Here is a 22,770-nt window from a genome sequence, read left to right on the forward strand (position 1 = left end):
GCGTAAGTAGGGTAAATCAAAAAACAAGAAATTATGAATTACAAGAGAATTAACCAGTTAATGATTATACCAGCCCTGGTATTTTCGATTGCTTCCGGATTTTCATCCTGTAAAAAAGAGGAGGAAGAACCTATGCCGACCCCTGTTCAGATGAAATCCAGTACGTACGATTATGAGTTTAATAATGGTCAGGTAGTAGAGTCTGCAGCGTATGCCGGTATGCACAATGATAATTTGACAGCTGCATTAACTGTTGAAGAAATGTCAGGTGGTCAGTCAAAAATTACAGTGGAATTGACAAATACGGTAGATGGAGCAATGTATATGATTCATGCTCATGATGCTGCGGACCCGGGATCTACGCCCAATGGAACTCCGTATAATGAAACCCCGAACAGTGAGGTTTTTTCTAAAATGGTAACCGGTAATGGTGGGACGGTTTCTGTTTCTCAAACAGTAAATAGTTCGTATACTGAGATTACCACAAATTACAATGGCTTTTTTGTAGTCCATGATCCATTACAAAATGTTAGTACTTCAGATGTTAGTACCTTCCTTGTAGTAGGAACGTTTGCCCGGGAACAACAAGTTTCTAATCTGGCATCAATGACCTATGATTATGCATTTAATACGGGACAGTTGGTTGCTGAGTATGCATACTCCGGCTCGCATAGTTCAACTATTTCGGCACGTCTTCGTCTTCAGGAGCTGACAAATGGAATGACACGTGTCTCAGTGATGTTGATGAACTCTGTAAGTGGCGAAATGTATATGGTTCATGCACATGATACCGCTGATCCGGCAACAACTCCTAATGGTACGCCTTACAATGAAACGCCAAATGGAGATGTATTGACACTGATGATCAACGGAAACGGTTCTACAGCAATGAACAGTCAGTTTTCACCTATGAGTATTACCGAGTTAACAGGAACTTATTCAGGATTTTTTGTAGTTCACGATCCACTTCAACCAATAAGCACCACGGATCCAACAACGTATGTTGTGTTAGGAGTGTTTGCTAACTAATCAGTTTAGTAAGCCTTTAGAGAAGAATCCCTTAGCAATAAGGGATTTTTTTATTTTTTCCAACCTTCCAGATCGGAGAAATGAGAGACTCCTTTTATGAATTTTTGCCAGAGAATACTTTTCGGGTATACACAGGTTAACGCTTTAGGAGTAGCTATCGAAGAACGAATTTCTTTTCGCTTTTTCAAGAGTTTTCCAAGGACCTTGTAGTAATGCATGTGTGCCATAAACAACGAGCCGATATGAGTAAGGTTTCCGGATAACAAAAAACGTACGCCTGCTAATCCATCAAGGCAGAGCCGTCTGAATATTTTAGGGAAGAGCCAACCTTCATAGTTTTTCGTGATCATATACAAACTATTCCGGAAGTTCAGATACGTTTTTTTTGGATTCATATAATCCAGTGTTCCGCCGCCAACATGATACACTTCACTGTTTCCTACAGCGTAAAATGAGTAGCCAAGTCGTTTTAACCGCCAACACAGATCTATTTCCTCCATGTGAGCAAAAAAATCATTGTCAAGACCTCCTACAGACTGATATAAATCAGCTCGTATCATAAGACAGGCTCCGGTTGCCCAAAAGATCTCTACCGTATCATTGTATTGCCCCTTATCTTCTTCGATTGCCTCAAAAACCCGACCCCGACAAAAAGGAAAGTAATCTTTGTCCAGAAACCCTCCGGCAGCACCGGCATGTTCGAAATAACCCTTTCGATGAAAAGATTTGATTTTCGGTTGGCATCCGGCAATAGAGTTGTCGGATTGCATTATTTCCAATAATGGAGTGATCCAGTTTTCCGTGACTTCCACATCACTGTTGAGAAGTATATAGTATTCGGCATCTACTTTTGAGAGAGCGTCATTGTAGCCTTTCGCAAAACCACCGTTCTCAGCATTTACAATAATTTGTACGTCAGGAAAGTTGGTTCTTACATAGGTAACAGACTCATCGGTAGAATTATTGTCGGCAAGAACAACCTGATGAGGTGAAGAATAACGAACTACTTTTTCCAGAAATTGTTCGAGATATTTTTTACCGTTCCAATTCAGAATAACAACGGCGACGAGCGGTTTTTCTTCTTTCATAAGCATCGAAAAATACGAACTATTGCTGAATTACCAGCGTTGCCCGCCTTCCATTATATCTTCATCGTTTGTTCGCGAGCGCGTGTTTACGGTATTTCCTCTTGTGCGCAATTCCTGTTGCCAACGGCTGTTGTATAATTCTCCCGGCATATCAGAGTGCAGGAGCACGTATTCATTCCCAACGCGCGTCGGGTTGTAGAATACAAAACGCTTGTTTGAGAATTGTTGCAGCTTATAGTACTGCCAGATCTCATAAGGATATTCGTTCGATTCGTTGGGTCTGCTGACAACCGCATTTGGAGGACCATATTTCAGGAATACTCTTCCTCTGTCCGTTCTGAATCCGGGCATTAACGAAGTGCCGTATTCTCTTTCAACGGTGTTGATCAGAGATTTATATTTTAACCACTCCTCAGTTGGGTTTAACTGAGCTGTTTTTTTCCAATACGATTGAAAATATTTCTGAGCAACCGTTGTATCCTGTTTTTTGAGAACTTCAATTATATTTTGCTCTTCAATACGTGTAGAAATAGGAATAAGGCTTTCCAGGTAGTAGAATAAAGAGTCTCCGGGAACCTCTTTCATAAATATAGGATCCAGAATAGTTTCGTTCACATCACCATATATGTCTGTGATAATCGGATTAAAACGATCAAAGAATAGTTGTTTCTGCCGGATAACAATACCTTCGTCATCGAGTAACTCCAACCCAAGGTAGTACTCTCCGCTTTCGAGTTTGTCAATGTTAAAAGAGTAGAGAAGAGGGATAACCGACGAGGGAGATAAACGCTTTATTCCCATGTATTGATCCACTACTTTTCGTGTGTTTTTATCTGCAATGAAATAGCGAAGAACAAATCGGGCAGAATCTCCTAATAAGTTGGTATTGTATAATTCACAATAGAAAATTAATTTTTCAGATTCTACCGGGAAGTAGGTCGATAAACGGGGGATGATTTCCAACCCATTTTTTGTGAATTCGGTGTTTTCATTTGATTTTGAGAGTGTTTCTATAAGTCCTATGTCTGAGAATCCCAGGTTTTCAGATTGGTTTTCTATAACAATATCTTGTGTAAATGTCAGGGTGTCATCCGTGTTGTTTCTATCGACAACAGACAATTCCAGTTGATATGCTCCGGGAAGTATACTAAACCTTCTGATGGAATAAAAATCTTCAAACAAGGTATCTCCCAAAGGAGTAGTTTTTAAACTGTACTTATCAAAATCAATAATTTTGTCTTCTTGGGATAGAATAAGACTTATAGCAACTTCGCCCTGTTTTTTGCCTTCCACGTCAGCATAATGAACAGATGAAGCCAGAAATTGCATATACACTTCCAGATAATGCCCGTTTTCCGGACTGTAAAAAGAATTGTGATCCAGAATCAGACGGAGGTTTCTTCCGGAGATCTGAAAAGATAACAGGGCTATGGTCAGAAATAGTATTATTCGCATAAACAGAATTTTCGCCCATAAAGATACAAAAAGGCGATGAGTATATTCTTAAAGCTTGTTAAAGTTGCCGTTATAGCTTTTGGATAGAGAGGTTTGTCCTGTTGTCTTTTTGGCAAGGAAATGAGATGACGAGAAAACTGATATTGTTACCAGGTTGATTGGTTATTTTGTGCCTTGCATCCATTGGAACAAAGAAGTTTTCCGAACATTCGAGGGAGAACTCTTTTCCCTTTATGAAAAATTGTGCTTCATTTTCGAGATCATTATATTGAATCTGTTTTTACAGATCGTCTGTGAAATGTCTTTTCTCTTTTTCCTGCGAAAACTTTCGGGAGTTATACTCATTTGATTGATTCCGGGGAATTGAAAGTGTTTGCCAGTTTTCGTTTTTGATAACTTTGGCGATAAAGACAATTTGTCCTATGTGATAAGGGTAATGAGCCAGTTGACGGTTAAGAGCTTCTGCCACGGTATGTCCGTCATTTCGGATATAAACGGTCTTTTCTAAATCAGATTCGGTTAACTGTTCCAAAGTATTGAGCAGACAATGCCAGCCTTTATCCCAGTATTCCATTAGTTCCTTCTTGCTCTGGAATGGGTTGGTGAATTCCGCGTCCCGGTTTCGCCAGGGTTTTTCTCCGTCCGTAGTTAGAAAATCGGTAAATCTGGATAGCATATTTCCTGCTATATGATGAACGAGTATTGCGATGCTGTTACTTTCGGGATTAAATTGTAGATAAAGCTGTTCCTCCTGTAGCTGATTAATTGCTTTTTCACCAAGTGTTTTATAATACAAAAATTGTTTTTGCAGACTGGTCAGATAACTATTCATGAATTTTCAGATTGTATTTGATGTAGAACAAATTCTTTTCTTGTTGCGACTGAACCGACAGGAACGTCGATGACGGTATATCCATATTTTAGATAGGTGTCTTTCATTGCCTGATATGTAAAAAGAGCTTCTTCCCAGGATTGTTTACGTTCACTGTCTGTGGTATAGATTTCTCTCCAGGGAGGGAGTATAAATACTTTTTTATTGTAGTTACAAGAAAGTATATCGTTTACAATTAAGTGATCAGGCGAGTAATCAATCATAGAAGCATAACAAAGCGCGTCGATTCCACTCCGGTCAAAAAAAACGCTACTGTCAGGGTGTTTTTTGCGAGTTGTATGGTATTCATTAAGTGAGCGGTTAAGTAATAAGTCGGTGTATTTCGTTTTATTTTCCCAGGGCAGAGCATCTCCATTCATCGCAATTTGTTCCCGGATTACTGTTCGTGCTGTTTCATTAACCACGGGAAAATTTTCTTTTTCGAGAGCTTTCAAAAGAGTTGTTTTTCCTACGCCCGGTCCCCCGGTCAGAATATAGTATTCCGAAATTTGTTTCATTTTTCAGTCTGTGTTTTAGAAATGAGTTGAAGCCATTCATGCCGGTCAAAGAATACTTCGTTTCGTGAAATTTTTCCGTCTTCAAATTCAAGGATATCCAAACCGGTAGTTTCTACTATTTCACTACCGACGGGAATCCGGGCTAACCATTTGAGGGAACATCCTCCCGGAGTAGGGAAAACTTCAAGTCGTTTCCATTCCCATTCGGGATTATAACGTAACAATTTCCGGAAATATTCTTTCACGTTGGTTTTTCCCCGGATACCATCTTTCACAACGGGATCTGCATAAAAACAATTCTCTGAATAGAAGGATAACAGTGTTTCAGCTTGTTGGGGATTTCCTCTACTCGTCCAGCTTTTTAACCAAACATCAAGTAGGGTTGTCAGATCCGAGAAAGATTTGTAATGAGCGCTAACCTGACTTATTTTCCCATCGGAATTCAGCTCCATATATTCTGCGGAAAGTGAATGATTTACGCTTTTATAGAAAAGGACAAGAGAAGTAACACCTTTCATTTCATGATACAGTTCAAAATGAAGATCAGGGTATTTATCTAACGCCTTGGAAAAATAAGCTTTTAGATCTGCTTTGTTCGTTATTTCCCCTTTCGAATCAATTCCCATCTGCTGTATGATAGGGGACGAAAAACGGATTGTATCACTGTAGTGTTCAATAATAGCGTCTAAATTATGTGTATTCCAGGCGTGTAGCCAATCTGTTGTGAATTTCGTTGTCATTGCTCATTTTTAGTCGGTGGAACTCTCTGAGATTATTTCTTCGGAACTTAAGCCAAACATTGGAGGCGTCTGAATATCGAGAATATTTAGGTAAAGATATACTTGTGCTCTGTGATGGATTTCGTGTTCAGTCATTGCCCGAAGCCATTTCCAAATTGTAATGGGAGTACCTGCTGGTGTGAGGCATTTTTGTTTTAAATCGTGTGGACTCAATGTAGAGAAGATTTTTAGAGATTCATCATGTTTCTCATTGAAGTAACGGATTACCTGATCATATCCATCCGCTAACTCTTTTCCACATCCGTTGTATATACAAGAGTTCCCATGAATGGTTTCAGCAAACATATAGCGCTCAATGGCTGCTATGTGCCGGATTTGATCCGCAATAGTAAATTTTCCGGGCTTATATGCCCAGTCCATGTATTGGGGAGGAATAACCGCTATCAGGCGATTGGTACGTTGCCGGATCTTTTTGTAGTATTCCAGGAAAGAGGAGATGTCGTTAAATTCCATATTTGTGTTTATAAAGTTGTCTTGTCTCTCAAATTTCGTAAATGAAAGCGAATTGTTACAGGTTCAGTTTTTGTGATTTTAATGCGTACAGTTGGCTGATTTAAACGGAAGTATTCCTTAATTAAGGAAAGCGTTAAGTTCTGCTAATTGATCAGGATGGTAATTATCCAGAAAAAAGTCTGCGAGCGGGTGTTTCGGATTTTGTAGATCGTTTGTATGTTGAACTACTTTCATTCCTGCTTTTTTAGCAGCAGTAACCCCCGAATCAGAGTCTTCAATGACAATACATTTTTCAGGTGCTACCCGTAGTCTCTTTGCTGTGTTGAGATAAATGTCAGGATGAGGTTTCCCTTTGGGTTCGAATTCTGCAGAGGAAATGGTGTCAAAAAGTGTGTCGAGTCCTGATTTTTGCAAAACTACCGGAATAATAGAAGCAGGAGAATTTGTTGCCAGTCCAGTGAGTATATTTTTATTTTTCAGGGATTGCACAAAGTGTTGTATACCGGGAAAGACACAATTCTGTTGTTCAATCAACTGTACAACACGCGTGATTACCATCTGTTCCACTTCTTCGTGTGTTTTTCCTTTCCAGGGAAATTGCTCGAACCAGAAACGGGTAACTTCCTGTGTAGTCATTTTTTGAGTAAATTGAGTGAATTCTTCTTTTACGTCAACACCCAAAGAAGTAAACGTATCTCTCTCAGCCCATTTCCAGAATGGTTCAGAATCGACAATCACCCCATCCATATCAAAAATAACTGCTTCCATCGTTTTGACTTAAAATGAAGAGCAAGTTACTAAATATTCATGGGGAGCAAAAGAATAACAGAAAGAAAAGCCCCGGCTTTCAGTTCCCGGGGCTTAACTACATTATTTCAAATCTTCGATGGATGCACCGAAATTGATATGCAAAACATTTCCGTTAGGCATTACTAATGCAGGAACAGATTGTACACCCTGATCTTCTGCATACTTTACTTTAGTGGTGTCAATTCCTAAATGAACTACTTCAATGCGTTCTTTGGGAATGATATTCAGAATGTCCTGCTCGGTACTCACACATACCTGACATCCGGCGTGATAAAAAATTGCTTTTTTCATATTTATTTCTTTTTGATGGATTCGAGAATAGTTTTCAGTTGACCGATCTCATTTTCGGTAAGGGGAAGAAGAGGTTTTCGCAATTGTCCTCCGTCTGTTCCCAATAGAGATAGTCCCGCTTTGATGGCTCTGGGTAATCCCTTTGCCACTATAAATTGTAATAATTCTACCTGTTCATAGAATAATTTGCGAGCCAGATTGAGATCATTGTTTTGAATGGCATCATACAGATTGATATTATGCGCTGGAATCAGATTTGTCGCAGCAGTGCACCAACCTGTCGCTCCTGCTGAAAAAGCAGCCAGAGCTAATGGATTGGAACCATTGTAAAACGCTACGTCTTCTCCCAATTCTTTTTTGAGTGTGTGCATGCGCTGAATATCTCCTGAACTTTCTTTGATCATTGTCACATTAGGAATTTCAAGAAGGCGTTTTAGTAACGCAGGGGACATATCCACACCGCTTGTTGCGGGGTTGTTGTAGGCCATAATCGGAATGGATATTTTTGAGGCTACAGTATCATAGTGCTTGACAATTTCCTCATCGGAAAGACGCCAGTAACTCATTGGGATGATCATGACAGAAGTTGCACCTGCTTTTTCGGCAAACTGTGCATGATACACTGTCTTTTCAGTGGTAAGATTAGAGACGCCTACTAGGGTTGGGACTCTGTTGTTTACCTGTTGTATAGTGGCTTCCGTAACCGCTTCTTTTTCTTCGTCTGATAGGTAGGGAAGTACACCAGTACTCCCCAGTGGAGCGACTCCATGTGAACCGGATTGAACCAAATGTTCTACGTGTTGTTGAAACAAAGGGATGTCGACTTTGTTGTGCTGATCAAAAGGGGTGATCGGGTAAGCGATAATTCCTTTAAATGGTATATTTTTCATGATGTATTGGATTTGAAGTGAATAATTTTCTTAAAGATCCCGACCTTCTTCTTCCCGAAGTGCTACTCCCAGATTCTGAAGTTGAGGTGCATTTTCACAGGCAATATACTTTGCAGGAGTGTCGTTGCTTGTGTTCTGATGTCGGTGCCATGCCCAGGAAGGGATGTAAACGGCATCTCCGGCTTTCCATTCAACACGTTCCCCTTCAACTTCTGTCCAGCCGTTCCCTTCTATCACGTACAAAACGGTTTCATACGTGTGTCTGTGGCGGTTTGTTAGTTGCCCTGGGAGTAATCCACCAATCGTCATACTGATGTTCTTACTGGGAAGGTCAACAAAGAATACAGGGTGTTTTCGCTCCGTTGAAAACTGGTTGTGTTCTCCCTCATTTTCAACATTTCTATGGATAATGTGAGAGGGTCTTACGTACTGTGGACGTGCATAGGTTTCATGAAAGTCTTTTGAACTGAATTGTTTTTGTTCAACATGAATACTTTTTTTAATTTCTGTTTTAGACATACCAAATTGTTTTTGTTTTTTGCAGTATTGCAAGTCAAAAGTATTGTATATTTGGACTATTGAAGTGATACAGTTTTTGTAATTTTAAATAGTCCAGATGTTGCGTCCGTGGAAAATAGAAATCCAGTTAGATAAAAAATCAGGTAAGGCAGTTTATCTGCAAATAGCAGACGCTATTGTTTCTGACATTCAATCGGGAAGGCTTAAGCCGGGAGATGCTCTTCCGGGTAGTAGAAATCTGGCGGGAATTATTGGTGTAAACAGAAATACGATTGTTGAAGCATTAAATGTTTTACTGATAGAGGGGTGGTTGATTTCAAAAGAAAGAAAAGGGACTTTTGTATCGGATACCCTTCCTCTAACTTCCCGAAACAACAAACAATCATCAAAAGATACGGATCAACCCATTGTCGATAAAAGAATGTTTATATCGATTGATGATGGTCATCCTGACAGTAGCTTTGCACCTGTTGCAGAGTTAGCCAGAGCCTACCGTCAGCTGTTCGGGAGGAAAGCCAAGTGGCAAATGATGGGTTATAACGATGAGCGGGGAGACCCTGAGTTTCGTCGGGCTATTGTCCAGATGCTCAATCATAACAGAGGTATGCATGTTGATGAAGGTGGTGTTTGCATTACACGAGGTAGCCAGATGGCTATGTACCTCATTGCACAGTGCCTTTTTGAAAAGGGAGATTTTGTAGTAATCGAAAATCCGGGATATAAACCTGCCTGGGAAGTGTTTGAGCGGGCAGGTGCTGAGTTGTTGCCTGTTACTGTGGATAACGATGGAATAGTTATTGATGAAGTTGAACGTTATCTTAAAACGAAAAAAAAGATAAAGGCTGTTTATTTGACCCCTCATCGACAATATCCTACAACGGCAACGCTTAGTTTGCAGCGCAGGCTGGAGTTGATTCGCTTATCAAATCAGTACGGTTTTACAATCATTGAAGATGATTATGACAATGAGTTCCATTTTGGTTATCGACCAGTATTACCCATATCCAGTTTTTTTGAATTGGAAAATTATGTGTACATCGGTACCATGAGTAAAGTTGTTGCTCCGGCCTTGCGTATTGGTTTCTTAGCCAGTGGTAATCATGCATTGGTTTCCCAAACAGCTGCTTTACGAAAATTGATAGATGTGCAGGGAGATACGATTATGGAGCAGGCAGTATTGGAGTTAATTCGGGATGGAGCGATTAAGCGTCATATCCGAAAAGCTTCGGCATATTATGAAGCAAAGAGAGATTGTGCTGCCAAATTAGTAGAGAAATACTTAAAAAATAAGGTGAAATATCAGCTTCCTGACGGGGGGCTTGCCTTTTGGCTGATACCACTTCAGGAAACTGATTGGACTAAACTTTCGGATCAATTGGAAACGAGAGGAATTCGCATTATACATCCTGAAAAGTACAGTTACGGGAAACCAATTAATGGCTTGCGCCTTGGGTACGGTTCTCTTTCGGAGGAACAAATGGAAGAAGCGCTGAGAACATTATCGGAACTTTTATAGTCTGATTCTAAATGAAGTGATTCCACTTGTGCGTATCGGGAATATTTCCTTTCCTGATTTTTTCTAATTGCTGTTTCAGCCGGAACATAACTGCATCCTTTTCTGTATAAGGAAAGTAGTCATCTGTTTCAATTCTGATACGAGATATGGGAGAAATAACAGCGGCTGTCCCTACACCAAATAATTCAATTTTATTTCCGTTTTTTATTTCACTTCTAAGCTCTTCATGGGAAATACGTCTTGTTTCTGTTTCTATTTTGAGATCTTTTGCGATTTGCAAGATAGAGTCTCTTGTGATACCATCCAGAATCGTATCGCTGAGTGGTGGCGTGACTAGTTTATTCTTTATGACAGCCATTATATTCATTGTTCCTGCTTCTTCAAGGTATGTGTGGGTTGTTGCGTCTGTCCATATAATTTGGTCAAAACCCTCATCTTTTGCTTTTTGAGTCGGATAAAATGAAGCTCCGTAGTTTCCTCCACATTTCGCGTAACCCACACCTCCTTCTGCTGCTCGTATAAATTGGGTCTCAATTTTTACCTGTACAGGTTTGGGGTAATAGAGACCCATTGGAGTACAGGTTATACAAAAGAGGTATTCATCAGCTATTTTTACCCCAAGCCTTGGTTCTGTGGCAATAACAAAAGGGCGTATGTAAAGACTGATGTCCGTTTTATCAGGAATCCATTGTTGGTCGATGCGAACCAGTTCCTCTATTGCTGACATAAATAAGTCTTTGGGGATTTGGGGCATGGACATTCTGTCTAAAGATTTGTTTAGTCGGGAATGATGCTTTTCAGGTCTGAAAATATGTACAGCCCCGTTATCCTGACGGAATGCCTTCATTCCTTCAAATACGGTCTGTCCATAATGCAGACAAAGTGTATTGGGACTTAAGGAAAGATTTCGGAAGGGTTCGATTCTATGATGTTGCCATTTTTCATTTCTGAATTCAGAAAGAAATATGTGATCGGTAGGTTGTATGCCAAAAACAAAATCATCGTAGTTGAAATCTTTCTGGCTACTTTTTGTAACCTGTTGGATAGAAATGTTTCTTTTTATCATGTTTTAAAGTGTTAGTTCCATTTTCTTAGTATTTAGTAAAAACAAAGAAAATTGAAACTTTACGATGATAACAGATACAATTTTGTTAATTTCATTGAGTACAGTTTAAATATGAAAGAGTTACTTTATCAACGGATTGCCCGGATTATTACAGGGCAGATAAAAAGTGGGGTGTATGTAACGGGTGATAAGTTGCCGTCCCTGCGAACTGTGTGCGATGAATTCGGAGTTAGTATGAACACCTCTGTTCAGGCTTACCTTGAATTAGAAAAAAGTGGATTGATTATTTCGCGGCCACAATCGGGGTTTTACGTTACATTTAAGTCTGGGCGTCTGAAACCTCCGAAAGTGAGTCGTCCTATAATTAGTCCGGGAAGTGAAAGTGTAGGAGGGTTGATTGCAAAAGTGTACCAATCACTTAATGACAAAGAAGTTACCCGGTTCTCTTTAGGTGTTCCTGAAAATGAATTGCTTCCCATTGCAAAGCTAAACAAATCTCTTGTTGAGGCTATGCGATCATTGTCCGGTGGAGGAACCGCTTACGATGAGATTCAGGGAAATTATAAGCTCAGGAGAGATATTGCGAAGTATGCGTATAACTGGGGAGGATCTTTGTCTGCGGATGATATTGTTACAACTTTTGGTGCGATGAATTCCATCGCGCTCGCCTTGATGTCATTAACGGAACGGGGGGATATCATTGCAGTCGAAAGTCCTGTCTATTTTGGTATTTTACAATTAGCCGAAAGTTTGGGGTTGCAAGTATTAGAGTTACCAACTCATCCTCGTACTGGGATTGATCCCGATGCTTTAAAAGCGGTTGTTCAAAAAATAAAAGTTTGCCTGTTGGTAAGTAATTTTAATAATCCTTTGGGGAGTTGTATGCCTGATGAACATAAACGGGGGGTAGTACAATTGTTATCGGAAAATGGAGTTCCGCTAATTGAAGATGATTTGTATGGAGATGTTTATTTCGGGAGTACTCGTCCCAGACCTTGCAAAGCATTTGATGAAGCGGGAATTGTACTGTGGTGTGGATCTGTTTCTAAAACATTAGCACCGGGGTATCGCGTAGGGTGGATTGCCCCCGGCCAGTTTAAAGAAAAAATAATTCATCAGAAATTGATACATACAGTGTCAACAACGTCTTTAACACAGGAAGCAATAGCGAATTTTTTAGAGGTAGGGAAGTTTGAACAGCATTTACGTTATCTACGTAATCATCTTCATGGGAACAGTTTGCAGTTTATTCGTGCTATTAGTGACTATTTTCCGGAAGAGATTCGTGTAACTGATCCACAGGGTGGTTTTATGTTGTGGCTGGAGCTGGATAAGAAGATTAATACAGTTGAATTGTATGAAAGGGCTATGCGGCAGAACATTAGTATTGCTCCCGGACGTATGTTTTCATTACAGGAACAGTTTACAAACTGTGTGCGATTGAGCTATGGACAAGTTTGGAATGAAAAAATTGAAGATAAACTCAGAGTGTTGGGACAAATAACCAAAGGGATGGTAGTTTAAATATAATTTCCGTACTAGAAATAGTAGGAAAAAAAGGTGCGGAGAGTGAGGGATTCGAACCCCCGGTACCTCTCGGTACAACAGTTTTCAAGACTGCCGCAATCGACCACTCTGCCAACTCTCCGCGGCAAAAGTAGTAATACTTTGGATACCTGCAAGTGTTTTTTTTATTTTTTTTTCGAAGTAGGGGTTAACCTTTTGAAAACTAAATGAATCTAAGCGTGCAATTTTTAATGACAGGTAGGTGAAATCAATAGTACCATGTCTTTTAAATGTTTTTCACTGCTTGAGTATTCAGGGAGAATACCTACTTTTGAGATAAATCAGGATCAGGATTTATGGTATTAACAATTGAGAATATTTTACTGATTGGCTCTTTATTACTCCTGGTCAGTATAATTGCAGGAAAAACATCTTATCGTTTTGGCGTACCAACTTTGTTACTCTTTTTGACGGTTGGTATGCTGGCTGGCTCGGAAGGCATCGGAGGAATTAGCTTTAATGATCCCAAGCTAGCACAGTTTATTGGGATCGTATCACTTAACTTTATCTTGTTTTCCGGAGGTCTTGATACAAGCTGGAAGGCGATAAAACCAATTTTATGGCAAGGAGTTGCTTTGTCTACGTTGGGGGTGTTTCTCACCGCTGTTTCTCTGGGGGTGTTTGTTTATCTGGTAACTGATTTTACATTGTACGAGGGACTTTTGTTAGGAGCAATTGTGTCGTCTACAGATGCTGCAGCCGTATTTTCTATTCTTCGGGCAAAAAGTTTGGGGTTGAAAAAGAATCTTAGACCCACTCTGGAGTTAGAAAGTGGAAGTAATGATCCGATGGCGTATGTATTGACTATTGCCTTTCTTGGGCTCGTACTAAATCCGGAAAAGAGTGTTTTGTCTGTCATTCCACTGTTTTTACAACAAATGATTTTGGGGGCTTTGTTTGGATACTTGTTTGGAAGGTTAAGCAAATACATCATCAATCGTATCCGACTTGACTTTGAAGGATTGTACCCTGTACTGGTCATTGCTTTGATGTTTATCACCTTTTCCACAACAGATTTTCTTGGAGGAAACGGATTTTTAGCTAACTACATTTGTGCTGTCTTTTTAGGGAATCATAAGATCATTCATAAACGAACCATTATGAAAGTCTTTGACGGATTAGCCTGGCTAATGCAGATTGTTTTATTCCTGACATTAGGATTATTGGTATTCCCCTCCCAGATAGTGCCTTATATAGGAATAGGTCTGGTTATTTCTTTGTTTCTCATTCTTGTAGCCAGACCGTTGGGGGTGTTTTTAAGCCTCATTCCATTTCGGATGAAACTCCGAAGAAGGTTTTATATCTCATGGGTAGGGTTAAGGGGAGCTGTTCCCATTGTTTTTGCGACCTACCCTTTACTTGCAGGAATAGATAAGGCTGATATAATCTTCAATATTGTATTTTTTATTTCCGTTACATCAGTAATGATTCAGGGAACAACATTATCCTATTTTGCGAAGCTGCTGCATGTTGCTGTTCCTGAAAAAGTAAAACATCGTAACCCGGTTGATATCTTTCTTTCAGATAAGGAAAAAACTGTTATGTTGGAAATTGATGTCCTGGACCGTAGTCCTGTAGTAGGAAAAGAAATAGTTGATCTGGATATTCCGGACTCTTGTGTTATTGTTATGATTCAGCGCGAAGGAAAGTATATAACCCCTTCAGGGAGCACAATGTTGGAAGGAGGAGATAAACTCATTATTCTTTCAGATAGCGCAGATGGTGTAGAGAAAGTACAGCAATGTCTGGCTTAAAATGTTAAGATGGGTAAAAAAACCGGAAGGAAATCGTATATTTGTGATAACCTAACTTTACATTTTTACGAGATGAAAAACCAACCTATCAAGAACTGGTCTGTAGATGACCGTCCCAGAGAAAAAATGGCCTTAAAGGGAAGGCGTAGTCTTTCAAATGCAGAATTATTAGCAATCCTACTAAGAACAGGTACATCCAGAAAGTCTGCCGTAGAGCTAGCTCAGGATATTTTGCGTTCCTGTTCAGGTAATTTGCATTTACTTGGAAGAAAAGACCTACATGAATTTGTACAAACAAAGGGTATTGGAGAGGCAAAGGCGATTACCATAATAGCCGCCATGGAACTGGCCAGGAGGCGAGGTGAAGAAATTGAAATTTCTACCCCAAAAATTAATTCTTCCGGAGACGTTTACCGCTATATGAAGCCTGTCTTAAGTGATCTGCATCATGAAGAGTTTCATATTCTTTTACTGACAAGATCCAATGCCATTATTGGTAAAGAATTTATTTCTCAGGGAGGTTTTAGTGGTACAGTAGTAGACGGGAAGTTGATCTTTAAAAAAGCATTGGATCGCAAAGCATCAGGAGTTATTCTGATACATAACCATCCTTCCGGAACACTGGAACCAAGTATAGAAGATCTCAGGATAACACGAAAACTTGTGGATTTCGGAAAGTTGATAGACTTACCCGTTCTGGACCATGTAATTTTCACTGATAATGGTTACTTTAGCTTCTCAGATAACGGCAAGATGTAAAAAATACCGTTATCGTTTGTTTTAGAAGATGAAGAAAATAATTACGATAGTTGGTGCTCGTCCTCAGATTATAAAAGCTGCTGCTGTAAGCAGAACTGTGCGACATTCTTTTTCAAGTGAATTAGAAGAAGTTATTTTGCATACCGGGCAGCATTATGATGAGAAAATGTCGGGCGATTTTTTTAGTGAATTAGAAATACCCAAGCCTTTGTATAACCTTCAGGTTCGCTCTTCTTTACAAGGAGGGCAGACCGGAAGAATGCTTGAAGGAATAGAAGAAATTCTATTAAAAGAAAAACCTGATGCGTTACTCGTATATGGTGATACAAATTCGACTCTGGCGGGGACACTTGCTGCCGTAAAACTACATATACCCGTTATTCATATTGAAGCAGGGCTTAGGAGCTATAAGAAATCCATGCCGGAAGAAATCAATCGTATTGTTACTGATCATTCTTCGACGCTTTTGTTTTCACCGACTCAGGCCGGAATTGATAATTTATCAAAAGAAGGTTTCGAGGTTAGTTACCGGGGAAAATTTTCGGCAGATAAACCGGGGGTTTTTCATTGTGGTGATATTATGCTGGATAATAGCCTCTATTTCTCAGCTAAAACTGATGGTGTGGCATTAAAAAAGTTTGATCTTGAGAAAAATAAGTACTTCCTGGTTACGATACATCGCCCTCAAAACACGGATAATCCAGAGCGTCTGGCGTCTATTCTGAACACTTTGATGTCCATTGCGGACGAAGAGGATTGTATGATGGTTTTACCATTACATCCAAGAACAAATAAGGTGCTGACGGAAATTCATCCTGAACTGTGGAGCGATTTATTGGAAAGTCCTTCTGTACGGGTAATTCCTCCAGCTTCCTATCTGGAAATGATGGATATGGAGCGTAATGCGTGGTTTATTGTTACCGATTCAGGTGGTGTACAAAAAGAGGCCTATTTTTTTAATAAACCGTCTCTGATTTTGCGATCAGAGACAGAGTGGGTAGAAATCTGTAATGATAATAATGCTTTGCTCGTTGATGCTGATCCGGATAAAATATACAACGGAGTCAACTGGATGAAAAACGAAATGAATACAACTTTTGCACCTTACTTCGGAGATGGAAAAGCAGCCGAATTTATTGTCGGAAAGGTTCTTGAATTTTTGAAAGATGTATAATGGTTTGGATCTTCTCAGATAGTATTACTCAGCGATTAAGCTATACGCTTGATTTTATCTTTGAAGCAAGAGGGGTTACCTATACGTTGACAAATGATCCGGAACTGTTTATCCGTGAGTTAGAAAAAGGTGTAGGCTTTGTATATAGCGATTACCCTTTTTCAATGAAGTACCCTACGATATCTCCTGCAGAACTTTTGTTTGAAGAAGAAGTTTTTGATCAGAAAATTTCTACGGGAGAATGGATGGGTAATGAATGCTTACTTTTTAAGAGAAAAATAGATCCTATAGCTTCTGTTTTTTACGTTCTGTCAAGATATGAGGAGTACCTTGAATTTGTCCCTGATGAACATGGAAGGTTTAAAGCAAAAGATTCTGTACAGGCAAGAAACGGGTGGTTACAATTGCCTATCTGTGATTATTGGGCCGAAGCACTTATAAAGTGGTTGGAGGAATTGTATCCGTGTAAATTGAATCCAGTGCGTTCATCAGAGTTGCTGGTTACTTTTGATATTGATAATACTTATGCCTTTAGGTATAAGAATCCTGTCCAGTTATTAGGAGGGCGAATAAAAGACTTTTTGACGGGAAATCATCAACGGATGGATTTACGGCGAAATGTTCTCAATAATGAAGAAAAAGATCCGTTTGATACCTTTGATGTAATTGTTCAATTATCGGAAAGTACTATTCCGGTACGGGTATTTTGGTTACTTGGAGATTTGCATAAATACGATAGGAATGTCCCCTGGACACAGCCTTTTCATCAACGATTGATCCGGAATTTGAATCAGACTATCCCGGTTGGGATTCACCCTAGTTATTTTTCCAATACACAAATAAGAAAGATCTCGGAAGAAAGGGGACGTCTTGAGTTTATATTGAATCAGCCTGTGTACGATTCACGACAACACTTTTTGAAGATAGAGTTTCCGGTAACTTTTCGGAGGTTAGCTTCGTTAGGAATGAAACGGGACTATTCAATGGGGTTTGCAGACGATGTAGGATTCCGTTTGGGCACTGCCCGCCCTGTTGCTTTTTACGACCTTGAAAAGGATGAGGTTACCGATCTTACACTGGTTCCTTTTGTATATATGGATGGAACCTTGAATCAATATCTGGGACAAACGCCTGATGAGGCAAAACTATTGATAGAGAATTTAGTGCGGGAGGTTAAGAAATACGGTGGTATTTTTTGTTGTATCTGGCATAACGAAACGATTGGAGAAACGGGAATATGGAAAGGGTGGAAGGAAGTGTTAGATTATACCGTTTCGACATTTAACAGCTAAGAGAAGAATAATGAAGTTTCGAACAGAGGTATTGGTTGATGATTTTCCTACTAAGTTATCGCATGGGGACAGGATACTGAGCCTGGGAAGCTGTTTTTCAGAGAACGTAGGAAACAAGTTACAGTATTTTGGTTTTGCAGTGTTAAATAACCCTTTTGGGACCCTTTTTCATCCATCGGCCATGGCTGAAATTCTTGACCGGATTGTTAACAATCCGAAAAGTGAGTTTAGGATGTGTCAAAGAGATGGACGTATATTTAGTTATGATGTACATGGAAAATTATCAGGTACCTCTGAAAGTGAATTGAAAAACATACTGGAAGTTCGATTTGCTGAATCACGGGAGTTTTTAAAAAGAGCAAAAGTGTTAATTCTAACGTTTGGTACGGCCTGGGGCTACTATCTGGATGAACGGATTGTAGCGAATTGCCACAAACAGCCAGCAGCCTTTTTTTCCAAACGCCTGACGGAAGTCGAGGAAATGCAGAGCATTTGGCGAAAACTCATCACACAAATCAAGATTCTGAATCCCGAAATTACGATTGTAACAACGGTAAGTCCTGTCCGGCATATCCGGGATGGGATTATTGAGAACAATAGAAGTAAATCCCGCCTCATAGAGCTTGTTCATGCGTTGGGAGTGAGTTATTTTCCCTCTTACGAATTATTTATGGACGATTTGCGGGACTATCGATTTTGCAAAGATGACCTTGTGCACCCTTCAGAATTTGCTATACAGTACATTTTTGATAAATTTTCGACAGCAATGGTAGCTAAGGAAACAGTTCAGTTATTCGGTAGGATCGATAAGCTTCGGAAAGCTGAAATGCATAGGGTAATGAGTGATGGAGATGCTGCGAAACATTTTTATCAGGAACAGGCTAAAAAAAGAGAGGGCTTTCTAAAAGAAAACCCTCTGATTGTTTGGTAATTTGTTATTGTACTATAATAATATTTCCTGAATATTTTTCGGGGAGACCTTCTTCATTAATGAGCGTTACTACCCAAACAAAGTTGTTCCCTAATTTTGCTCGTTCTCCATTAAGTGTTGTACCGTCCCAGGAACTATATTTATCCGTTGTTTGATATACAAGCCCTCCGGATCTGTCAAAAATGCTCATTTTGAATTCAACTTCTCTCGTTAGCAGGGCTTTAGGAATAAATCGGTCATTAAGACCATCTCCATTTGGAGAGAATCCGCTAGGAGCCAATAGATTATAGTCTTCTCGTACCTCAACTTCTCCTTCGTATTTCACAGGACAGTTATTCAAATCACGACCTTCAATAGAGTAAGTATATCTACCTTTTTCGGTCATATATAATTCCAAAACATCTCCGGATGCATGTGAATACTCCATCGTCCAGTTAATGTCTTTTATCTCTTGATTTTGATTTTCAAGTTTGAAATAGGGTTTGGTATTCTTGATGTCTTCAGTTATCCTAACAACAGGTTTTTTAGATTCTTTTACGATAGCCTGTGCACTTTGGTGCACTTTTTTATCGGTATTATCTTTATTTGTCAATAGTACTTCAATCAGAACGGACTCTTCAGGAGACAGTGTTATCTCTGAAGTGTTCGCAGCAAGTAAATGACCAGCTTTCCATTCGATTAGCGTATTCTTCGGTACATTTTTCACAACAGCTGTGATTTCAGATCCTTTGCAGATCGTTTTTTCACTGAGTTGAATGTATGCATTCTCAGCAAGTGGGGTCCAGGTGTCCGCTATATTTTTAAGTGTACCGGTTGCATGATTTGAATTAACAGGAGCAGGATCTTTTTGCGTTTCCTGATGAGTTGATTTTCCATCGATCGAAGCAGGTGTGTTTCCTCTTTTTTCTGCTTGCTCTGGCATTGAAGAATCTGCTTCACCTGAGGTTTCAGCTTGTAAAACGGAAACTGTTTCTTCTGTCTCCTGTGAATTTGTTTTTTCAGTATTCTCAGTCGTTTTTTCGATGGTTTTAACCGGAGTTGTCTGAGAAGGTTGTTGCACAGTTTGTTTATCCGTATGTTGATCAGGTAAGGTAAAAAATGTGATTAGCGATACAACAGCAATAATACCGGCAGCAATCCCTGCTTTAGTTAAAGAGGATAGCTTGCCTCCTGGTAGTTGATTTTTTACATTTTCCCAGGCTCCGGCATCATAAGGCATCTCATGATTCTCAAGAGATGCTTTGAATATTTTTTCCAGATTCTGTTTCATTTTTTTTCTAGTTTCACCAAATTTTGATGGATTTAGTGGTGTATTTTGTCAAATTCTTTTTCTAATATTTTTTTTAAATTGGCTTTTGCCTTGGCAAGATTCGATTTTGAGGTTCCTTCTGAAATCCCGAGTATTTCTGAAATTTCTTTGTGTGTTTGATTTTCGAAAACGTAGAGGTTGAAGACAGTTTGGTAAGCGGGTGAAAGACTTTGAATCGCCTTCATTGCCATTTCAGCTTTCATTCCTGTTAGTTCAATCTCTTCCTCATGGATCATTGGTTCAGGACTATTGTCCTTAAAAGTTCGTGCTTCGTCTTCTGCCAAAAACGGATCTTTTTTAGACTTACGTATGGCATCTATAGCTGTATTGGCCATAATTCGTCGTAGCCATCCTTCGAATGAACCATTAAAATCGTAACTTCCCAATTTATCAAAGACCTTAATAAAACCTACTTGTACTATCTCCTGCGCAGAATCCTGATCGGGCATGTAACGCATACATACAGATAGCATTTTTCCGTAATACATCTTAAAGAGACGCTCCTGATACTTTCGTTTTCCCCGAACGCATCCTTCTATGATCTCTTTGAGTTGTTTGTTACGGTCTTCTTTTTCCACAAGTTTGTTTCGGATTATTAACGTTATTTTTCCCGGACGGTTGCCTGAAAGTATAAAATATTCCAGAAACAGTTGTCCTTCCGGATGTAAATAAATATTGTGATTTTTGAGAAAAGTTGAATGATCTGCCCTACTTTTGTATCGGTAAGCTACTTCATCGCTGTTTCGGTTGATAAAACCGGAAGAGAGGAAAGTCCGGGCAGCACAGAGCAGTGTACTTCCTAACGGGAAGGCTTCGTTTGCTGAAGCAGACGGGGACAGAAAGTGCCGCAGAAAATAAACTACCTTGCAGAGTTTACTTTGTCAGGAAAAGGTGAAAAGGTGGGGTAAGAGCCTACCGCTTTGGTGGTGACATCAAAGGCAGGGTAAACCTTACGCGCTGAAAGACCATGTAAACCGGGGGTTGAGGGTTGCTCGCCCGATCCCGGAGGGTAGGTCGATTGATCCCGGTTGTGAAACCGGGGCTAGATAAATGATGAAGATGTGTTGTTAACACATTACAGAACCCGGCTTATTGGCTTGCCGTTTTTTAATCTTCCAGAAGCCAAAGTGCTTCTCTTATTTCGTTAATGGCCTTCGGGTCATTTTCTTTTTCAGCAATCCGAAGAGCTTTTGTCAACCAGTTTATAGCTTCTTCAATATTATCGCTTTCAGCGTACCACTGCCCTAGCTTAAAGTGAACGGGACAGTAAGAGGGGTGTTCTGAAGCTAGCATTTTCATGTGTTGGATAGCAGAAGCGAAATCTTCTGTTTTATATACCTCCAGACCGATTGCGTATCGGACAAAAATGTCGTTGGGTGTTTCTTTAAGCATTTGACGAAGTTGTTCCAGTCTTTCGTTTTTCATTTTGCAATCGTTTGTTACAAAAATACGGAAGTTCATTAACTTTGTACTAAAATTATAAAGATGGCTGATAATACGAAGAGTAAAAAAGAATTGAAGATTGATACTTTGCTGGCGGATGTCCGATCCGGAAATAGCACAAAAGCGAAGGGAGCAATTCAAAGTCTGAAAGTACACGGAGACAGTACGGTTATTGAGCCTCTTTTACGTGTATACGCAGATCCGAGGTTTGAAGATCTGAGAAGTGAGATTCATGCTTTTCTTTCTGATATTCACGATGAAACAGCACGACCAGAGTTTGTACGTGTGGCAGAAGAGATAACTGATTTGAGAAATGACACACTAAATATCGTATGGAATTCTAAGATGGATTTTAGCGGGTATATTGATTCTATAGTTACTCTGGCCGTTGAAGGTGATTTTATGACAACAGTAGAATGTCTGACTATTATCGAGAATATGCAGGGACCTTTTGAGGAAATGGACCTGATAGAATGTCAGATGGCATTGGCAAAATATCCTGAACACCCGAGTAAAAGTGATCAAAAAGATCAGTTAATCAGCGAAATTGCTTTGTTGATTCAAGATATTGAAAGAAATATAGAGGGGTAATCAGAATAACCCGTTGATTTCTGCATCAATTGAATTAATTATTTTTCCGAGATCCTCGGCATCTTCATTAAAGTTATTGTTATCGACATCTACGATCAGAAGCTTTCCTTTATCGTAGGTCGAAATCCATGCCTCATAACGCTCATTAAGACGTTTCAGGTAATCGAGACGTATACTTTCTTCGTACTCTCTCCCTCTTTTTTGGATTTGGTTGACAAGTGTAGGGACACTTGCTCTTAGATAAATCAAAAGATCCGGAGCGGAGATAAAGCTTTCCATCAGGTTAAAGAGTGAGAAGTAATTCTCAAAATCACGGGTGGTCATTAACCCCATCGAATGTAGGTTGGGAGCAAAGATATAGGCATCTTCATAAATTGTTCTGTCCTGAATCACATTCTTCTGGCTTTCTTTTATTTCCTGAATTTGTGTGAAACGACCGTTTAGATAATAAATCTGAAGATTAAAAGACCAACGTTGCATATCCTCGTAGAAGTCATTAAGATAAGGGTTTTGTTCAACATCTTCAAAGTGAGTATCCCAATTATAATGCTTTGCCAGTAAGCTGGTAAGCGTTGTTTTTCCTGATCCTATATTCCCTGCGACTGCGATATGCATAAGTATAATTTTAGCGAACTAAATTACAAA

Annotated in this window: 24 protein-coding genes, 1 tRNA gene and 1 other RNA gene; 10 read left to right on the top strand and 16 right to left on the bottom strand. The window is 39.6% G+C overall.

The features are described 5' to 3' along the window. Positions 1 to 33: 33 nt before the first annotated feature. Positions 34 to 1,029, top strand: a complete 996-nt coding sequence (locus tag AC4PL9_RS01605) for a hypothetical protein (protein ID WP_491603041.1) — start codon at positions 34 to 36, stop codon at positions 1,027 to 1,029. Between the two features lie 50 nt (positions 1,030 to 1,079). On the opposite strand, the gene AC4PL9_RS01610 is transcribed toward AC4PL9_RS01605, so the two are convergent. The 10 genes from AC4PL9_RS01610 to AC4PL9_RS01655 all read right to left on the bottom strand — a co-directional run bounded on the left by AC4PL9_RS01610 (position 1,080) and on the right by AC4PL9_RS01655 (position 8,724). Beyond that, positions 1,080 to 2,117, bottom strand: coding sequence for a glycosyltransferase family 2 protein (locus AC4PL9_RS01610; protein WP_491603042.1), 1,038 nt, complete (start codon positions 2,115 to 2,117; stop codon positions 1,080 to 1,082). Between the two features lie 30 nt (positions 2,118 to 2,147). Then, a complete protein-coding gene (locus AC4PL9_RS01615) occupies positions 2,148 to 3,572 on the bottom strand; it encodes a GWxTD domain-containing protein (RefSeq protein WP_491603043.1) in 1,425 nt (474 codons plus the stop codon). Positions 3,573 to 3,852: 280 nt separating this feature from the next. Continuing rightward, positions 3,853 to 4,404, bottom strand: coding sequence for a DUF1572 family protein (locus AC4PL9_RS01620; RefSeq protein ID WP_491603044.1), 552 nt, complete (start codon positions 4,402 to 4,404; stop codon positions 3,853 to 3,855). Further along, positions 4,401 to 4,961 (bottom strand): AAA family ATPase, encoded by a 561-nt coding sequence (locus AC4PL9_RS01625; RefSeq protein ID WP_491603045.1) that lies wholly within the window; start codon positions 4,959 to 4,961, stop codon positions 4,401 to 4,403. The genes AC4PL9_RS01620 and AC4PL9_RS01625 overlap by 4 nt, the downstream gene beginning before the upstream one ends. Further along, a complete protein-coding gene (locus AC4PL9_RS01630; RefSeq protein WP_491603046.1) occupies positions 4,958 to 5,701 on the bottom strand; it encodes a nuclear transport factor 2 family protein in 744 nt (247 codons plus the stop codon). Before AC4PL9_RS01630 ends, AC4PL9_RS01625 begins: the two co-directional genes overlap by 4 nt. Before the next feature lie 9 nt (positions 5,702 to 5,710). After that, complete coding sequence (locus AC4PL9_RS01635) at positions 5,711 to 6,214, bottom strand: DinB family protein (RefSeq protein WP_491603047.1); 504 nt, start codon at positions 6,212 to 6,214, stop codon at positions 5,711 to 5,713. Between the two features lie 117 nt (positions 6,215 to 6,331). Beyond that, positions 6,332 to 6,982: a hexitol phosphatase HxpB gene (hxpB, locus tag AC4PL9_RS01640; RefSeq protein ID WP_491603048.1), complete on the bottom strand. Its 651-nt coding sequence runs from the start codon at positions 6,980 to 6,982 to the stop codon at positions 6,332 to 6,334. Positions 6,983 to 7,084: 102 nt separating this feature from the next. Then, entirely contained in the window at positions 7,085 to 7,315 is a 231-nt protein-coding gene (locus tag AC4PL9_RS01645; protein WP_491603049.1) for a thioredoxin family protein, read from the bottom strand. A gap of 2 nt (positions 7,316 to 7,317) precedes the next feature. After that, complete coding sequence (locus AC4PL9_RS01650) at positions 7,318 to 8,205, bottom strand: dihydrodipicolinate synthase family protein (protein ID WP_491603050.1); 888 nt, start codon at positions 8,203 to 8,205, stop codon at positions 7,318 to 7,320. Positions 8,206 to 8,235: 30 nt separating this feature from the next. Continuing rightward, positions 8,236 to 8,724 (bottom strand): cupin domain-containing protein, encoded by a 489-nt coding sequence (locus AC4PL9_RS01655; protein ID WP_343785627.1) that lies wholly within the window; start codon positions 8,722 to 8,724, stop codon positions 8,236 to 8,238. Between the two features lie 97 nt (positions 8,725 to 8,821). Here AC4PL9_RS01655 and pdxR point away from each other — a divergent pair, with 97 nt between their 5' ends. Further along, on the top strand, positions 8,822 to 10,240 hold the full coding sequence (gene pdxR, locus AC4PL9_RS01660) for a MocR-like pyridoxine biosynthesis transcription factor PdxR (protein WP_491603051.1): 1,419 nt from the start codon (positions 8,822 to 8,824) through the stop codon (positions 10,238 to 10,240). A 7-nt stretch (positions 10,241 to 10,247) separates the two neighbouring features. Here pdxR and AC4PL9_RS01665 read toward each other — a convergent pair whose 3' ends face one another. After that, on the bottom strand, positions 10,248 to 11,306 hold the full coding sequence (locus AC4PL9_RS01665) for a branched-chain amino acid aminotransferase (protein ID WP_491603052.1): 1,059 nt from the start codon (positions 11,304 to 11,306) through the stop codon (positions 10,248 to 10,250). 111 nt (positions 11,307 to 11,417) lie between these two features. Between AC4PL9_RS01665 and AC4PL9_RS01670 the strand changes: the two genes are divergently transcribed. Further along, the gene (locus AC4PL9_RS01670) at positions 11,418 to 12,830 is read left to right on the top strand and encodes an aminotransferase-like domain-containing protein (protein WP_491603053.1); all 1,413 of its coding nucleotides are present in this window, start codon (positions 11,418 to 11,420) and stop codon (positions 12,828 to 12,830) included. Between the two features lie 39 nt (positions 12,831 to 12,869). Here the strand turns inward: AC4PL9_RS01670 and AC4PL9_RS01675 are convergent. Continuing rightward, a tRNA-Ser gene (locus AC4PL9_RS01675) sits at positions 12,870 to 12,954 on the bottom strand. A 214-nt stretch (positions 12,955 to 13,168) separates the two neighbouring features. Here AC4PL9_RS01675 and AC4PL9_RS01680 point away from each other — a divergent pair. The 5 genes from AC4PL9_RS01680 to AC4PL9_RS01700 are packed head-to-tail and all read left to right on the top strand — an operon-like array spanning position 13,169 to position 18,782. Beyond that, positions 13,169 to 14,626: a potassium/proton antiporter gene (locus AC4PL9_RS01680; protein ID WP_491603054.1), complete on the top strand. Its 1,458-nt coding sequence runs from the start codon at positions 13,169 to 13,171 to the stop codon at positions 14,624 to 14,626. 9 nt (positions 14,627 to 14,635) lie between these two features. Further along, entirely contained in the window at positions 14,636 to 15,385 is a 750-nt protein-coding gene (gene radC / locus AC4PL9_RS01685; protein ID WP_491603055.1) for a RadC family protein, read from the top strand. A 28-nt stretch (positions 15,386 to 15,413) separates the two neighbouring features. Further along, entirely contained in the window at positions 15,414 to 16,559 is a 1,146-nt protein-coding gene (wecB, locus tag AC4PL9_RS01690; RefSeq protein WP_491603056.1) for a non-hydrolyzing UDP-N-acetylglucosamine 2-epimerase, read from the top strand. Next, the gene (locus AC4PL9_RS01695; protein WP_491603057.1) at positions 16,559 to 17,851 is read left to right on the top strand and encodes a polysaccharide deacetylase family protein; all 1,293 of its coding nucleotides are present in this window, start codon (positions 16,559 to 16,561) and stop codon (positions 17,849 to 17,851) included. The genes wecB and AC4PL9_RS01695 overlap by 1 nt, the downstream gene beginning before the upstream one ends. Positions 17,852 to 17,861: 10 nt before the next feature. Then, on the top strand, positions 17,862 to 18,782 hold the full coding sequence (locus AC4PL9_RS01700) for a GSCFA domain-containing protein (RefSeq protein ID WP_491603058.1): 921 nt from the start codon (positions 17,862 to 17,864) through the stop codon (positions 18,780 to 18,782). Positions 18,783 to 18,786: 4 nt separating this feature from the next. Here the strand turns inward: AC4PL9_RS01700 and AC4PL9_RS01705 are convergent, their stop codons facing one another. Further along, positions 18,787 to 20,052, bottom strand: coding sequence for a T9SS type B sorting domain-containing protein (locus tag AC4PL9_RS01705; protein WP_491603059.1), 1,266 nt, complete (start codon positions 20,050 to 20,052; stop codon positions 18,787 to 18,789). Between the two features lie 32 nt (positions 20,053 to 20,084). Further along, a complete protein-coding gene (locus tag AC4PL9_RS01710) occupies positions 20,085 to 20,669 on the bottom strand; it encodes an RNA polymerase sigma factor (protein ID WP_491603060.1) in 585 nt (194 codons plus the stop codon). A 141-nt stretch (positions 20,670 to 20,810) separates the two neighbouring features. Here AC4PL9_RS01710 and rnpB point away from each other — a divergent pair. Then, positions 20,811 to 21,199: RNase P RNA component class A (gene rnpB, locus AC4PL9_RS01715), an RNA gene on the top strand. Here the strand turns inward: rnpB and AC4PL9_RS01720 are convergent. Then, positions 21,199 to 21,516, bottom strand: coding sequence for a tetratricopeptide repeat protein (locus tag AC4PL9_RS01720; protein WP_491603061.1), 318 nt, complete (start codon positions 21,514 to 21,516; stop codon positions 21,199 to 21,201). The genes rnpB and AC4PL9_RS01720 overlap by 1 nt on opposite strands. A gap of 60 nt (positions 21,517 to 21,576) precedes the next feature. Here AC4PL9_RS01720 and AC4PL9_RS01725 point away from each other — a divergent pair, with 60 nt between their 5' ends. Next, the gene (locus AC4PL9_RS01725) at positions 21,577 to 22,125 is read left to right on the top strand and encodes a hypothetical protein (protein ID WP_491603062.1); all 549 of its coding nucleotides are present in this window, start codon (positions 21,577 to 21,579) and stop codon (positions 22,123 to 22,125) included. Here AC4PL9_RS01725 and AC4PL9_RS01730 read toward each other — a convergent pair whose 3' ends face one another. Further along, positions 22,126 to 22,740 (bottom strand): deoxynucleoside kinase, encoded by a 615-nt coding sequence (locus AC4PL9_RS01730; protein ID WP_491603063.1) that lies wholly within the window; start codon positions 22,738 to 22,740, stop codon positions 22,126 to 22,128. It abuts the gene before it with no gap. Between the last annotated feature and the right edge of the window lie 30 nt (positions 22,741 to 22,770).

Source organism: Wandonia sp. (genome assembly GCF_984588085.1).